The organism is Streptomyces sp. NPDC091279, assembly GCF_044757465.1.
Classification (GTDB): Bacteria; Actinomycetota; Actinomycetes; order Streptomycetales; family Streptomycetaceae; genus Streptomyces.
On record NZ_JBIVVA010000007.1, the window covers coordinates 10,130 to 23,814 of the forward strand.

Here is a 13,685-nt window from a genome sequence, read left to right on the forward strand (position 1 = left end):
CGGAGTCGGTGGAGCTGTAGCCGGGTTCACGAACAGTGGCGTTGGTGTTCCTCCCTGGCGCACAGGGAGGGGCAGCCGAAGCCTCGTGCACGCCGAGACCCTGAAACGAGGGAAGACATGATTCGTACCCATGCCGTTTCCACCGAACTCGCCCCCGAAGGAGCCTGGTTCAAGTCGTCCTACAGCACCCAGGATGGCGGCAATTGCGTTGAGGTCGCTGACTTGAACCCCGAGGGAGCTTGGTTCAAGTCCTCGTACAGCTCCCCCGAAGGTGGCAACTGCGTCGAGGTTGCCGACCTGAACCCCCAGGTCGGCGTCCGGGACTCGAAGAACGTGGCGGGTCCCGCGTTCGCTGTCCGTGCTGGGGCGTGGTCCGCGTTCGTCGGTCTGGCTCGGTCGGAGTCGGTGGAGCTGTAGCCGGGTTCACGAACAGTGGCGTTGGTGTTCCTCCCTGGCGCACAGGGAGGGGCAGCCGAAGCCTCGTGCACGCCGAGACTCTGAAACGAGGGAAGACATGCTCCGTGCTCATGCCGTTTCCACTGAACTCGCCCCCGAGGGCGCCTGGTTCAAGTCGTCCTACAGCAGCCAGGACGGCGGCAACTGCATCGAGGTCGCTGACTTGAACCCCGAGGGAGCTTGGTTCAAGTCCTCGTTCAGCACCCCCGAAGGTGGCAACTGCGTCGAGGTTGCCGACCTGAACCCCCAGGTCGGCGTCCGGGACTCGAAGAACGTGGCGGGTCCCGCGCTCGCCGTCCGCGCCAGCGCCTGGTCCGCGTTCGTCGGTCTGGCCCGGTCGGAGTCGGTGGAGCTGTAGCCGGGTTCATGGACAGGGGCGTCGATGTTCCTCCCCGGTACAGAGCGGGGGAGCATCGGCGCCCTTTGCGTACAGCAGCGACTCCAGGGAGGGACACGTATGCGTGTCTGTATCACCGGGCATCGAGGGCTCCCCGTGCCCGTCGAGAAGCAGGTTCGGGCCGTGCTTGCCGCGAGGGTCGAAACGTTCGACGCCCGTGACCTGGTCGGGATCAGCTGTATCGCGGACGGGCCGGACGCGTGGTGGGCGGAAGCGGTGCTCGACGCGGGCGGACAGATCGAGGTCGTCGTCCCGGCCGAGGAGTACCGCCAGGGCCTGCCGGACTGGCACCACCCCGTCTACGACAGGCTCATGCGGAACGCCTCCGGGGTGCACCGCACGGGGCTACGGGAATCGACCTCCGAGGCCCACCAGGCGGGCAGCGAGATCCTGGTCGGCCTCTGCGACGAACTCACCGCGGTCTGGGACGGTCAGCCGGCCCGCGGCTACGGCGGCACAGCCGACGTCGTCGCCTACGCGCGGCGGACAGCCGTCCCGGTGACCGTGCTCTGGCCGGAGGGCGCCGCCCGCTAATGGGCGGGCTGGAGCAGGCGGTCCAACGGTTGGTTGAGAACAGCCAGGGCTGGCCCCACTCGCCCGATCACTTCAGAGGGGGGTAGGTCTGGGGGTATCCGCCGGTCCGCATACCCAACGACTGGGTGTTCTGGTGCATGGCCGGTTCAGACAAGATGGTGGCCCCGTAGCGCAGTTGGGATGGGCGGGGCTTTTTTGCCGTCTGGTCGGTCGTAGAACGACGCCTTCACGGCGGTCAGGATCGGGATCGATATCGAGGTGAGCGACCTCACCGTGAACCGTCCGATTCCCTCTGAGTCCTCGTTGATCCGGCGATGGGGCGCGGCACGGGACACCGCCCTCTGACCCCGACAGTTCCCCGGCCCGCCGTAGTCCCGCCCGTGCGCCACTTGGAGCAACACGCGGGCGGGACCGGCTAGTTGAGGGCCTACGCGGTGAGGTCTGGTGCGAAGTAGCTCGGGGTGCGGAACAGGCCTGCGAAGGTGCCGGGGCCGTGGCGGTCGTCGAGCCATGACGGTTCCGAGGTTGCGGGTGTGGCGGCTTCCGCGTTGGTCGGTGACTGAGCCAAGTTCAGGCAAACCGAGCACGGGATGAGGCTGTCATGGCGCTACGGTTCGTCGGGATCGACCCGGACACCGATCACGACCACTGCCCTACCGTCTGGGCTGACGAGGAAGCGGGAGAACTGGTCATGCAGGGCTGGAAGGCCAGTCCTGAAATCCGCGCGGCCTGTGAATCAAACACTCCGGCCAACGGGCCGATCCCGGACACCGAAGAAGTCATCAGGATTCCGGCGCGCATGGTACCGATGATCCGGAAAGCGTGCGATGCAGTCGAACGTTCCGCCGTTCAGTGAGCTACTGGCCAACACGCGCGAATCCGCCGTTCATCTGGAAATGCGGGATGCCTACGGCACCAACCCACGGCTAGAAGCATGGCAGCGCGGGGAACGCGTCGACTGGAGTGACCGCGCATCCTGGTGGCATCCATTCCACCAGACCGTTGCGGACGCTGTCGCCCGGGGCGTGGTCGTTCGGCGGGCACGCGTGGTGTCGGAGCCTGTCAGCGCATACATCCGCTGGGAGCACGACGCGACGCAAGGCAACATCGCCGCCGGGGAAGACGTCCGATGGCTTCCGCGGAGCCGGGCAACGGGTTTCCTGATGCCCGCCAACGACTTCTGGCTCTTCGACGGCAATCTGCTCCGTGTGCATCACTTCGCGGGGGATGGACGTCACGTCACCGATGAACTCAGCACGGATGCCGGGACGCTGGAACTCTGCGCTTCGGCCTTTGAGACCATCTGGCAGCACGCGACCCCGCACAGCGAATACACCATCTGAGCGCGACCGGACAGCCAACTCTTGTCATCTCCTTCGTCCAAAGCCCAAGAAGCCAGGGTGGCCGTAGCCGTCCGGTTGCGGGAGATGAGGCTGGACGCAGGAATCACCGGACGTGAGTTGGCTGTCCGGTGCGGATGGGGCGAGTCCAAGTCGTCGCGCATCGAGCACGCCAGGACTCCACCCAGTGACGCAGACATCAGGGCCTGGTGCGCGGCATGCGGCGCACCGGAACAAGCTGACGACTTGATTGCTGCCAACCGGCAAGCGGATTCCATGTATGTCCAGTGGAAGCGGCTACAGAGGACAGGGCTACGGCGACTCCAGGAATCAAGCGTCCCGCTCTACGAACAGACCCGGCAATTCCACGTCTACTGCTCCAACGTGATACCCGGCTTCTTCCAGACTCCCGGCTACGCAGCCGCCCTGCTGACTTCCATCGCACGGTTCCGCGGAACACCGGACGATGTGTCGGATGCCGTGAACGCACGCATGCGCCGATCACACGTCGTCCGCGAAGGTGACCATCAATTCGCGGTGCTGGTCGAGGAATCCGTGTTGCGGTACCGGATCGGCGGACCCGAAGTGATGGCCGCTCAGCTGGGCCGGCTGCTGTCCGTCATGGTGCTGCCGTCGATCTCGCTGGGCGTCATTCCGTTCACGGCGCCCCGGCAGGCGTGGCCGCTGGAAACGTTCACCGTCTTCGACCGCCAGCGTGTCCACGTGGAAACCCTGTCAGCGGCCATCAAGGAAACTCAGCCCAGTGACGTTGCCCTGTACCTCAAGGCGCTCGGGAACCTGAAGCAAGTCGCCGTCTACGGAGCGGAAGCCCGCTCGCTCATCACAGCGGCCATCGACGCCGTGGACTGAGCCGAGGCGGCATGAACTCGTCCCCCGTTGGATACCGGCCTGGACGGCCTCGTCCTCGAACGCCGGAAAGGCTGGCCACTCAGCCCCTCCGGCGTTCGAGGAGCGGGGGAGGGCGGGGGCCAGCCCCCGGCCCCGTCAGCCCTTCAGTTCCGCTGCTACCAGTTCCGCGATCTGGACCGCGTTCAGCGCAGCGCCCTTGCGGAGGTTGTCGTTGGAGACGAAGAGGGCGAGGCCGTGGGCGACGGTTTCGTCGGCGCGGATGCGGCCCACGAAGGACGGGTCCTGCCCGGCCGCCTGCAACGGGGTGGGGATGTCGGAGAGGGCGACGCCGGGGGCGCCGGCCAGCAGCTCGGTCGCGCGTTCCACGGAGATCGGGCGGGCGAAACGGGCGTTGATCTGGAGGGAGTGGCCGGAGAAGACCGGGACTCGCACACAGGTGCCGGAGACCTTCAGCTCGGGGATCTCCAGGATCTTGCGGGACTCGTTGCGGAGCTTCTGCTCCTCGTCGGTCTCGTGCTGACCGTCGTCGACGATGGACCCGGCCAGCGGCAGCACGTTGAACGCGATGGGCCGCTTGTAGACGCCGGGCTCGGGGAAGTCGACCGCGGAACCGTCGTGCGTCAGCTTGTCGGCGTCGGCGATCACCTTCTGCGCCTGCCCGTGCAGCTCGGCCACGCCCGCGAGGCCCGACCCCGACACCGCCTGGTAGGTCGCCACGACCAGCGCTTCGAGGCCCGCCTCGGCGTGCAGCGGACGCAGCACCGGCATCGCGGCCATCGTCGTGCAGTTCGGGTTGGCGATGATGCCCTTGGGGCGGTCGGCGATGGCGTGCGGGTTCACCTCGGACACCACGAGCGGCACCTGCGGGTCCCGGCGCCACGCCGAGGAGTTGTCGATCACGACCGGGCCCTGCGCGGCGACCTTCTCGGCCAGCGCCTTCGAGGTCGCGCCACCGGCGGAGAACAGCACGATGTCGAGGCCGCTGTAGTCGGCGCTCGCCGCGTCCTCCACCGTCACGCCGTCCAGGACCGTCCCCGCCGAGCGGGCCGACGCGAACAGGCGCAGCTCGGCGACCGGGAAGTCCCGCTCCACCAGGATGCGGCGCATGACCGTTCCGACCTGACCGGTGGCTCCGACGATTCCGACCCTCACGGCGACTCCTTCGTGTGTACCTGCGGATGGGGATGTCCGGCGGACGAGGCGTGTCCCGTTCGCGCGACATGTTCTCTGTAACGGACTGCGGCTTTTTCCATCATGCTGCCGGTTCCGGTCCACCTGTCCAATTCTTTGCGTCCCATGCCCGGGAGCCGAGGCACCCGGTCCATCGCGCCTCTCACGAAACTCTCGCCCGGACCCCCACTGACATGCAGATATTCACTCTGCGCGGCTCCTCGACCGCAAGCTGTGCTGCCTCGCGACGCCGATGTGACGTACACCTCTGCCGCCGTTGCACGCGTGCGCCCGAACGTTTTCGAGGGCCCCGGCGTCCAAGAGGAAACGTTGGTGACGGGGGTGGCTGGTGCTGCGTGGAAAGTCCCGCCGCGTCCCGGAGGGCGACGACCCTCTGGACGCGGCCCAGGAACGCCGGGTGCGTGCGGTGCTCGCGCTCGGCGGCGTACCGCGGACGGACCTGTCGGACGGGGTGCAACAGGTCCGTCTGCGGTTGCCGGAGCGTGCGGCGAAGGGCGACGAGGCGCCGCGCGACGTCTCGGCGTGGGCGGCGGTCGTCGCCTCCCACCTCGCCATGGACGGGCACCGCGCCAAGCGCCGCCAGGAACGGATCGGGGAACGGCTGGCCGCCCTGCGCCAGCTCGCGCACCCCTCCGGCGAGGAGACCAGCGTGCTGTCCGTGACCGTCGCCCAGGGCCTGGACGAACTGACCGACCAACAGCGCCAGGTCCTGGTCCTGCGCTTCTTCGCCGACCTGCCGGTCCGCGACATCGCCGCCGAACTGGGTCGAGAGCGCCCTGACCGACCCGGACGCGGGCGAGGCGGACTGCCCCTGACGGAGGACGACGGACGGAAGGAGGGGTGGGAGCCCGCACGGACACCCACCCCTCCCTGTCAGCAGGCCAGTTGGCCCACCCGTCAGCCGAACGAGTCGACCAGTCCGGCCAGTTGGCCCACCCGGCAGCCGAGCCGGCTGACCCGGCCGGTCACTCCGTCAACCCCTCCGGCTCACTCCGTGACTTTGTCGATGCGGACGTTGCCCACGCCCGCTGCCGTGCCGTTGGCGTTGACCAGTCGGACGCGGCCGAAGAACTCGCGGCCGGTCGGGGCCGGGGCGGCGGCGGTCACCGTGCCGGTGAAGGTGCCCGACTGGCCGGTGGCGAGCTGGACGGACGTGGACTCGTCGACGTCGATGGTGCCGAGCTGCGTCGAGAAGTACACGTCCCGGTAGTCGAACTCCGTGGTGCCGGCCGGGATCGAGTAGCCGATGACCTTCACGGTGTACGTGCCGGCGGCGGGGGAGGTGAGGGAGACGGACTCCTCCGAGTCGGCGTCGGCGGAGGTGCCGACGACCTTGCCGCTCGCGTCGGACACGGTCAGGTCGAGGTCGGCGGAGGCGTCGGAGACGTTGCCGATGGCGACGTCGAGGGAGGTGGCGCCGGTCGGCACCTCGACCGTGATGCTCCGCGTCGCGCCCTGCGTGATGCTCGGCCGGTCCGACCTGGCCGAACCCAACGCGCCGCCGCTCAAGTGGCCGTCGAACGCGGCCAGTTGATTGGTGGCCGTCCAGGACACGGCGGCCGGGGTGCCGACCTTCGCCTCGGGGACGGTCACGGTCGCCGGGTCGAAGTCGGCGCCCAGGACAGCGGCGTCGAGCCGGTAGGGGTTGTCGAGCAGCGGCGACGTGCGGCGCGACTCGACCTCGATCTCCCAGACGCCCGGCAGCGGGTCGGCGTAGGAACGGACGTCGGGGCGGCAGCCGTTGCCGTTCTGGTAGTTGCTGTAGCAGCTCGGCGTGGAGGTGACGTCGACGGGGATGCCGTACGGGTTGATGGCGATGAACCGGGTCTGGCTGGTGGCCTTCAGCCCGCCGAGCGCGACCTCAAGCGACGTGGCGCCCTCGGGCACCGTCACGAAGTACGACCGCGTGCTGTTGCGTTGGACCGAACTCGCCCCGGAGTAGGTGTACTTGAGCGGCTCCGAGACGATGACCGTGGTGAGGATCTGTCGGTCGACGCCCTCGGTCCTCGGGTCGTCCAGTTCCAGGATGGCGCTCTTGAGGCCTGCGGTACGGGGGTTGGCCTGCACCTTGACGGACACCGGCTGGTTCAGGGGGAGTTGGACGACGTCGTCACCGAGGACCTTGAAGGTGTTCCCGGCGTTGTTCTCGATGTGCAGCTCGTGCCGGATCGGCCGGTCGGCGCCGGTGGTGCGGGTGATCGTGAGGTCGTACACCTTCTTCTGCCCGGCCTTCAGACCGCCCTCACGGTCGTAGAGCCCGGTGCCGAAGCCCGGCGTCTTCAGCGCGTCGTCGATCGCGGTGTCGACCGGCGCCCTGACCGCGTACTCGTGGGCGCTCGCCCCCTTGCGGATCGACTTCCACGCGTCCGGGACGTTGATGAGACCCGCGCCCTCCTCGTACGCCTGCACGCCCTTGATGTGGTCGGCGGTCGAGGTCAGCGCGGTGCGCAGGGTCGCCGGGGTCAGCGCGATGTCCTTCTGCCGGGCGGCGGAGATCAGCAGCGCCGAGGCGCCCGCGGCCTGCGGGGACGCCATCGAGGTGCCCTGGAGCATCGAGTAACCGGCCGGAAGCTGGTAGCCCGCCTCGGCGACCGGGCCGCCCGGCAGCCAGGTCTGCGTGGTGTTGATCGCGGAACCCGGCGCGGACAGGGTCGGCGTGAACCCGCCGTCCTCACGCGGCCCGCGCGACGAGAACGGCATCATCGCGTACGTACTCGCCACCACGGAACCGTAGTTGGCGGCCCACGTCTCCTTCGAGATCGTCGCGCCGACCGAGATGACCTTGTCGGCGAGGCCGGGGTCACCGATGGTGTTGGTGCCGGGGCCCGAGTTGCCCGCGGAGATCACCAACTGGACGCCGTAGGTGTCGATGAGCCGCGTGTACAGCTCGGCGCGCGCGTTGTTGCCGTCGTTCAGCGCGGGCAGCCCGCCGATCGACATGTTGACGATGTCGACGCCACGGTTGGCGACGATGTCGATCATGCCCTCGGTGAGCGCGACGTTGGTGCAGCCGCCGCTCCAGGTGCAGGCGCGCGAGGAGACCAGCTTCGCGCCGGGGGCCGCGCCGTTCATCGCGCCGCCGAACAGGCCGTTCGCGGCGGTGATCCCGGCCACGTGGGTGCCGTGCTCGGACTCGATGACCCCGATGTTGACGAAGTCGGCCTTGGCGCCGGCGGCGTTGTGGACGACGTCCTTGCGGATCTCGACGACGAACGGCTGGCGCTCCACGACATCCGTCGCCGGGTCGTCGGTGCCGAAGTACCCGACCTGGAAACCGTCCTTGTACGGCTTCATCGGGGTGTCGTCGGTGAAGTCGTGGTTGTTGTTCAGGTCGACGCGGACGGTGCCGGTCGCCGCGTCGTAGAGGATGCCCCAGGAGTCGGTGGTGTCGCCGTCGCGGTTCGCGTTGCCCGCCGCGTCACCGCCGGTCGTGTACGACTCCAGGAACGTGCTGACCTGGTACGAACCCGTCGGCGCCGTCCACGTCCGGCCGCCGTAGGTGAACGACGGTCCGGAGACCGATGTCGTCATCGGACGCCACGTCTGGTCGCCGTCGACCAGCGGGTCGGTCGCCGTCACCCAGTCGACGATCTTCCGCTCGCCCGTGGTGGTCCGCTGGAGCGCGGGGTGGCCGAGGTCGACGCCGGAGTCGAGGATGCCGATGGTGACGCCGCGGCCGTCGGCCTTCGGGTTGTCCCGCACGAAGTCCACGGCGCCGGTCTCGAAGGACGGGTTGTACGGGTTCTCGGCCGGGGTCTTCTTGCCGGGGGCCGGGTAACTCGCCCTGCTGGTCGAGGACTTGGCCGAGGATTTGGCCGATGATGTGCCGGTCGACTGGGCGCCCGAGGCCTTGACGCCGGGCGACTTGTCGGGGTCGGCGGAGGGGGACGGGTCGTCCAGGGGGATGTCCTTGCGCAGGTCGATGCCGTGCACGGAGGACAGTTTCGCCGCTGCGGCGATCGCCGACTCCGCCTTCGAGGTCGGGACGGTGGCACGGACATAGCCGAGCTTGTCGTACGCCTTGCCGACCGAGCCGCCCTTGACGGCGTTCAGCTGGTCGGTGACCTGGGCGGTCGCGCCGGGCGCGGTGGCGATCATCATCGTGACGTTCGCGGCGCCGTCGGCCTCGGCCTCGGCGAGCAGAGCGGCGTCGTCGCTGCCGAGCTTGTCGTGCGCGGACTTCACGGCGGTGTCGGCGGCAGGGGCGGTGGCGGGTCCGTCGGCGGCGAGGGCCAGCGGGATCGGACCGGCCGCGGCGAGGGCGGCCACCAGACCGGCGGCCACGGCTATGCGGGCCGTGCGTCTCGCGGCCGGTATCGGTTCGCGCTGGGGGGTGAAGGTCATCGGCATCCCTTGAACGTCATCAGGACGGGAGTGAAGCCGCCGACGTTCCGGAACTGATCGTTCAAGTCCGGTCGTTGTCGGCGGAGGAACGATCAGCTTTACCCAAACGACAGTTGTTTGGCGAGTGTTGACCCGGATGAGATGAACTCATGGGGAAAACCCGCGATCGGCCGTGCCACCGCCCCGGCGCCGGACTCTTTGCTTCCGATTGCCTCCGAGGTACCGCCGCCCCGTCACGACTCGCCTTCGCGACTCGCCTTCGCGAACGACCGCCTACCCCGTCAGATGAACACCGAGTGACCGACTCCCGGCCGGTGGCGGAGCGGCCGTGGACGCGCGGGGTGGCCCAAGATCGACGTACGGTGATGGGCGTTGCGCGTTGCCGTCTCGTTCACGCGCAGGTCATTCCCGATGCGAAGCATCCAGAGCGAGCGGGAAAGTTCGCGACAGCGACCGACCCCGCGACCACAGCCGACGCGTTCGTACTCGGGGAGACCGCGCCATGTCGCGCACACGCTCTGTCGCCAGCAACACGCTGGGCATCAACCGTCGTACCGTCCTCGCCGCCACCGGCGCGGCGGCCGTCACCGCGGGCGTCGGCTACGCCCTGCGGCCCACCGACAGCGAGGCCGCCACCTCGACCGGCGCGAGCACCGACGTCGTGGCCCAGTCACGCCAGGCCGCCGCCGCGCCCCTCGCCCCCTACACCAAGGGCACCACCCTCGCCACGGTCGCCACCCCGCGCACCTCCTCCGGCTACCGCCGCCTCGGCGACGGCCCCGGCTGGACCCGCGTCGTGCGCGGCGAGCTGGCGGCCGCGAAGTCCGGCCGGGCCGCCCGCAGGACCGCCCTCGCGTCGTTCGTGCAACTCACCGACCTGCACCTGATCGACAGCCAGCACCCGATGCGCCTGGAGTACCTGCGCTCCACCGACCGGCATGCCTGGCGCCCGCACGAGGCGCTGACCGTGCAGGGCGCGGTGTCGCTGGTCGAGCGCGTCAACGCGCTGCGCGGCGCGCCCGTCACCGGAGCGCCGTTGCACTTCGCGATCACGACCGGCGACAACACCGACAACAACGCCAAGACCGAGCTGGACTGGTTCCTCACCATCATGAGCGGCGGCCGGATCACCCCCAACTCCGGTGACCCGCGCCACTACGAGGGCGTCCAGAACAGCGGCCTCACGGAGTACTGGCAGCCCGACTCGGCGGTCCGCGACTCCGACAAGAAGGTCGGTTTCCCGCACCTGTCCGGCTTCCTGGCCGCCGCCATCCGCGAGGTGCGCAGCCCCGGTCTCAACCTGCCCTGGTACTCGACGGTCGGCAACCACGACGCCATGCCGCTGGGCTGCTACGGGCACGGCGACTCCTGGCTCGCCGAGTACGCGGTCGGCGGCAAGAAACTGATGTCGCTGTCCGCGACCGAGGCGGCCAAGCTCCAGAACGCCATCAAGAACGGCGCCGACCCGCAGGGCAAGGCCTTCCGGGACCTCCTCAAGTCCCAGTCCCGCGCGATGCGTTCGGTCACGCCGGACGAGAAGCGCGCGCCGTTCACCCCGGCCGAGTTCCTCAAGGCGCACCTCGACCCGGCCCACCAGGGCATCGGCCCGGTCGGCCACGGCTTCACCGCCGCCAACCTCGCCGCGGGCACCCAGTACTACACCTTCGGCATCTCGGACGACGTCGTCGGCATCAGCCTCGACACCACCGACCCCGGCGGCCACTACGACGGCTCCATCGGCTCGGCCCAACTGCGCTGGCTCGACCAGCAGTTGACGGCGCACAAGGACGCCCACGTCGTCGTTTTCAGCCACCACACCAGCAAGACGATGACCAACACGTCGATCGTCGACCCGGCCCACCCCACGGAGCGCCGCCACAACGGCGACGAACTCCTCGCCCTCCTCGGCAGCCACCGCAACGTCCTGGCCTGGGTCAACGGCCACATCCACCGCAACGACATCACCCCGCACTCGGCGCCCGACGGCGGCTCGTTCTGGGAGATCTCCACGGCGTCGCACGTCGACTACCCCCAACTCGCCCGCGTCATCGAGCTGGTGGACAACAAGGACGGCACGATCTCGCTGTTCACCACGCTGGTCGAGTCGGCGGCCCCGCACCGCACGGACTTCTCCGACCTCTCCCAGACCGGCCTGGCCGCCCTCTACCGCGAGCTGTCCTTCAACGCCCCCGGCGCCAGCACCACGCTCAGCGGCGACCCGCACGACCGCAACACGGAACTGGTCCTGAAGAAGGCCTGACCCCGGCACGACCACTCCGGTGAGCGGAGGCGGGGAGCCCTACGGGGCCCTCCGAGACTCTGCGGGGCCCGGTGAGGCCCTGCGGGGCCCTCCACGGCCCGTCCCGCCCCGGAGCGTTTCCGCACGCCCACGCGACACAAATGACGTAAATGCTTCGGACAGCGACCTGATATGTCGCGTTCATTCGCCTGAAACGTCCGTACCGCCTGATATCGGCTAACCCGCTGATTCACGGGGATGGCTCGATCTGGTGCAAGGCGGGTGGTCGTGTGCGTGCGAGGCGCGGGCTGCGTGTGCTCTCCCTCTACGAGGGGTTCTTCTCCGGGGGCGCCCGGATCGTGCACAGCGATGTGCTCCTCGGCCTGGTGGAAGGCGGCCGACAACGGCACCGGGTGCTGAGCCTGCACAGCGAGGTCCACCGCGAGACCACGGCCCAGCACATGCGCGACGACCCCTGCTACCGGTCGCTCACCGGTGCCGGGATCGACATCACGTCCCTGGGCCGCACGGCGCCCCTCACCGACGGCACGCTGGCCGCATCCGCGTTCACCGGGCCCGAACTGGCCGACACCGCACGGGCGTTGGCGGGCGCCGATGTCATCCTCTCCCTGAAGGAACAGCCCCTCGCGCTGCTCAACCAGGCGGGACTGCCGCGCCGCCCGATCGTGGTCTGCCTGCACCGCTCCGACCCGGAGAACCAGGGCCCGGCCCTGGACGCGCTGCGCACCGCGATCGCCGACGGCAAGGTGGTGGCCTGCGTCTGCTGCGCCGACTCCACCCGCGACGCGTACGCGGCCGCCGGCATCCCGGCCGACCTCCTGCACGTCATCCCCAACGGCGTCGACCTGCTCCGGTTCCGCCCGGACCCGGTGGCCCGGCTGGCGTTCCGCCGCTCCCTGGGCATCCCGGCGACGGCACCCGTGGTGGTCTTCGCGGCCCGCTACGCCCCGATGAAGAACGTCCCGCTCTTCCTGCGCGCCGCCCGTACCTGGCTGGCCCGCGAACCCGCCGGGCACGTCGTGATGTGCGGCGCGGGCATGACGGAGGCGAACGGGGCGCTGCGCGCCGAGGTCACCGACCGCGTCCATCTCCTGGGCGTCCGGCGGGACATGGAGGCGGTGTACGCCGGTTCTGACGTCGTCGCCCTCACCTCCTCCTCCGGCGAGGCGGCCCCCCTGTGCCTCATCGAGGGCATGATGTGCGACGCCGTCCCGGTCACCACGGACGTCGGCGACAGCGCGTCCATCGTCGCGGGCCACGGCATCGTGACCCCGGCCGACCCGGCCGCGATCGCCACCGCCTGGTCGGCGGCGGTGACCCACCGCGCCCACTACACGGCCACGTTGCCGAGGGCCCGGGAACGCTTCAGCCGAACCCGCATGATCGCCTCCTGCGCGGCCCTGCTCGACACGGTGACCACCGAGACCCGCGACGAACTCCGCCCAGGCCTCAGCGGATAACGCCGGCCCGGCCACCCCGTCGGGAGGTCCAGCAGGACGGTCCGCGCCCGGCTCACGGGGCCTCGACGCCGTTGGGCCTCGCACACCCGGTCCGCCAGCCGGTCGCCGAACTCCCTTACCAGGAACCGGAGTTCGCCGGGGAGTCCGATGATGAACGGGCGGTCGAGAAAGGCGAGCGCCCCGTCGTCGCTGAGCGTGAGCGGGGGCGCCGCCTCCACCGGCGCAGCGAGGTCGGTCAGGTGATCCACGTGCCGCCGGACTGAAGCGGTCCGAGCAACGTCAGCACGCGTCCGGTGGGTCGGGACATGCGCCGGACCCCAACGGCGATAGCGGACCGAATCTGTCCTCCATCGGCGCTAACGTGCGCAACGCGGCACCGCACAGGACGCCGCGCACATCCCCTGGGAGGACACCATGGACCTCGTCTCCGTCCGCATCATCACCGCCGACCTCGCCCGCTCCGTCGCCTTCTACGAGCGGGCCACGGGGGCGAAGGCGACCTGGGCCACCGAGGACTTCGCCGAGATCACCACCCCGAGCGCCACCCTCGCCCTCGCGAGCACCCGCACCGTCCCGATGTTCGCGCCGGGCTCCGCCCGCCCGGCGGAGAACCGCAGCGTGATCATCGAGTTCCGCGTCGACGACGTGGACCGCGCCTACGCCGACCTCAAGGACACCGTCCCCGACCTGGTCACCGAGCCCACCACCATGCCCTGGGGCAACCGCTCGTTCCTCTTCCGTGACCCCGACGGCACCCTCGTCAACTTCTTCACCCCGGTCACCCCGGCCGCCAGCCAGAAGCACAGCCGCCCGACCCCGTGACGCGGGCGCCG

12 protein-coding genes and 1 pseudogene are annotated in these 13,685 nt (G+C 69.6%); 11 read left to right on the forward strand and 2 right to left on the reverse strand.

Going from position 1 to position 13,685, the window contains the following annotated elements; all coding sequences use genetic code 11:
* The first annotated feature begins 117 nt into the window (after window positions 1-117).
* The 6 genes from ACIQOU_RS18545 to ACIQOU_RS18570 all read left to right on the forward strand — a co-directional run bounded on the left by ACIQOU_RS18545 (window position 118) and on the right by ACIQOU_RS18570 (window position 3,597).
* Window positions 118-417 carry a DUF397 domain-containing protein gene (locus ACIQOU_RS18545; RefSeq protein ID WP_401537818.1) on the forward strand — a complete coding sequence of 100 codons (300 nt, stop codon included), beginning with the start codon at window positions 118-120 and terminating at the stop codon, window positions 415-417.
* Between the two features lie 97 nt (window positions 418-514).
* Entirely contained in the window at window positions 515-814 is a 300-nt protein-coding gene (locus tag ACIQOU_RS18550) for a DUF397 domain-containing protein (RefSeq protein WP_401537819.1), read from the forward strand.
* A 99-nt stretch (window positions 815-913) separates the two neighbouring features.
* Window positions 914-1,387: a hypothetical protein gene (locus tag ACIQOU_RS18555; RefSeq protein WP_401537820.1), complete on the forward strand. Its 474-nt coding sequence runs from the start codon at window positions 914-916 to the stop codon at window positions 1,385-1,387.
* Window positions 1,388-1,988: 601 nt separating this feature from the next.
* The gene (locus ACIQOU_RS18560; RefSeq protein WP_401537821.1) at window positions 1,989-2,243 is read left to right on the forward strand and encodes a hypothetical protein; all 255 of its coding nucleotides are present in this window, start codon (window positions 1,989-1,991) and stop codon (window positions 2,241-2,243) included.
* Window positions 2,215-2,730 (forward strand): DUF6879 family protein, encoded by a 516-nt coding sequence (locus tag ACIQOU_RS18565; protein WP_401537822.1) that lies wholly within the window; start codon window positions 2,215-2,217, stop codon window positions 2,728-2,730. Before ACIQOU_RS18560 ends, ACIQOU_RS18565 begins: the two co-directional genes overlap by 29 nt.
* 21 nt (window positions 2,731-2,751) lie before the next feature.
* Window positions 2,752-3,597, forward strand: a complete 846-nt coding sequence (locus tag ACIQOU_RS18570; protein WP_401537823.1) for a helix-turn-helix domain-containing protein — start codon at window positions 2,752-2,754, stop codon at window positions 3,595-3,597.
* Between the two features lie 135 nt (window positions 3,598-3,732).
* On the opposite strand, the gene ACIQOU_RS18575 is transcribed toward ACIQOU_RS18570, so the two are convergent.
* Window positions 3,733-4,749: an aspartate-semialdehyde dehydrogenase gene (locus ACIQOU_RS18575; protein WP_401537824.1), complete on the reverse strand. Its 1,017-nt coding sequence runs from the start codon at window positions 4,747-4,749 to the stop codon at window positions 3,733-3,735.
* Window positions 4,750-5,116: 367 nt separating this feature from the next.
* On the opposite strand from ACIQOU_RS18575, the pseudogene ACIQOU_RS18580 reads away from it, so the two are divergent.
* A pseudogene (locus tag ACIQOU_RS18580) lies at window positions 5,117-5,554 on the forward strand (sigma-70 family RNA polymerase sigma factor); the annotation flags it as partial.
* Window positions 5,555-5,775: 221 nt separating this feature from the next.
* Here the strand turns inward: ACIQOU_RS18580 and ACIQOU_RS18585 are convergent.
* The gene (locus ACIQOU_RS18585; protein WP_401537825.1) at window positions 5,776-9,132 is read right to left on the reverse strand and encodes a S8 family serine peptidase; all 3,357 of its coding nucleotides are present in this window, start codon (window positions 9,130-9,132) and stop codon (window positions 5,776-5,778) included.
* A 502-nt stretch (window positions 9,133-9,634) separates the two neighbouring features.
* On the opposite strand from ACIQOU_RS18585, the gene ACIQOU_RS18590 reads away from it, so the two are divergent.
* The 4 genes from ACIQOU_RS18590 (at window position 9,635) to ACIQOU_RS18605 (ending at window position 13,674) form a co-directional block, all read left to right on the forward strand.
* Complete coding sequence (locus tag ACIQOU_RS18590; RefSeq protein ID WP_401537826.1) at window positions 9,635-11,392, forward strand: TIGR03767 family metallophosphoesterase; 1,758 nt, start codon at window positions 9,635-9,637, stop codon at window positions 11,390-11,392.
* 293 nt (window positions 11,393-11,685) lie between these two features.
* A complete protein-coding gene (locus tag ACIQOU_RS18595) occupies window positions 11,686-12,852 on the forward strand; it encodes a glycosyltransferase (RefSeq protein ID WP_401538206.1) in 1,167 nt (388 codons plus the stop codon).
* A gap of 71 nt (window positions 12,853-12,923) precedes the next feature.
* Window positions 12,924-13,115, forward strand: a complete 192-nt coding sequence (locus ACIQOU_RS18600) for a hypothetical protein (RefSeq protein ID WP_401537827.1) — start codon at window positions 12,924-12,926, stop codon at window positions 13,113-13,115.
* 151 nt (window positions 13,116-13,266) lie between these two features.
* Window positions 13,267-13,674 carry a VOC family protein gene (locus ACIQOU_RS18605; RefSeq protein ID WP_401537828.1) on the forward strand — a complete coding sequence of 136 codons (408 nt, stop codon included), beginning with the start codon at window positions 13,267-13,269 and terminating at the stop codon, window positions 13,672-13,674.
* Window positions 13,675-13,685: the final 11 nt, after the last annotated feature.